This window comes from Polaribacter sp. 2405UD43-2, assembly GCF_058147125.1.
Map to the genome: position 1 here is coordinate 1 of NZ_JBYVJX010000036.1, position 287 is coordinate 287.

The window sequence follows — 287 nt, forward strand, 5'->3', positions numbered from 1 at the left end:
AAAAGAAGATACAGAAGATAAAGTTGAGAAATTTGATATTCCTTTCTACGAACTTGTAGATTTGTTTTTAAAAAACTACAAACATAAAACGCTTTCGTTTCTTCCTTTATCATTATCGTCTATAGGTAATAGTTTTATAGAAGTACTTTACAATAAAATTGATGAAATAGAAGAAGTGATTGAAAATTCAAAACCAGCACAATATCAAATAGAAGGGTTAGGTAAAACATCACATTTAGGTTGTATAATGGGGCAATTAGCAGAGTTAGAGTATATAAATCCAAAAA

1 protein-coding gene is annotated in these 287 nt (G+C 27.5%); it reads left to right on the top strand.

Features of this window, described 5'->3' with window-relative positions; translation table 11 throughout:
- Nucleotides 1–287 (top strand): hypothetical protein (locus tag ACY2RX_RS14650; protein ID WP_490104724.1); only part of this gene is annotated, 287 nt, incomplete at both ends.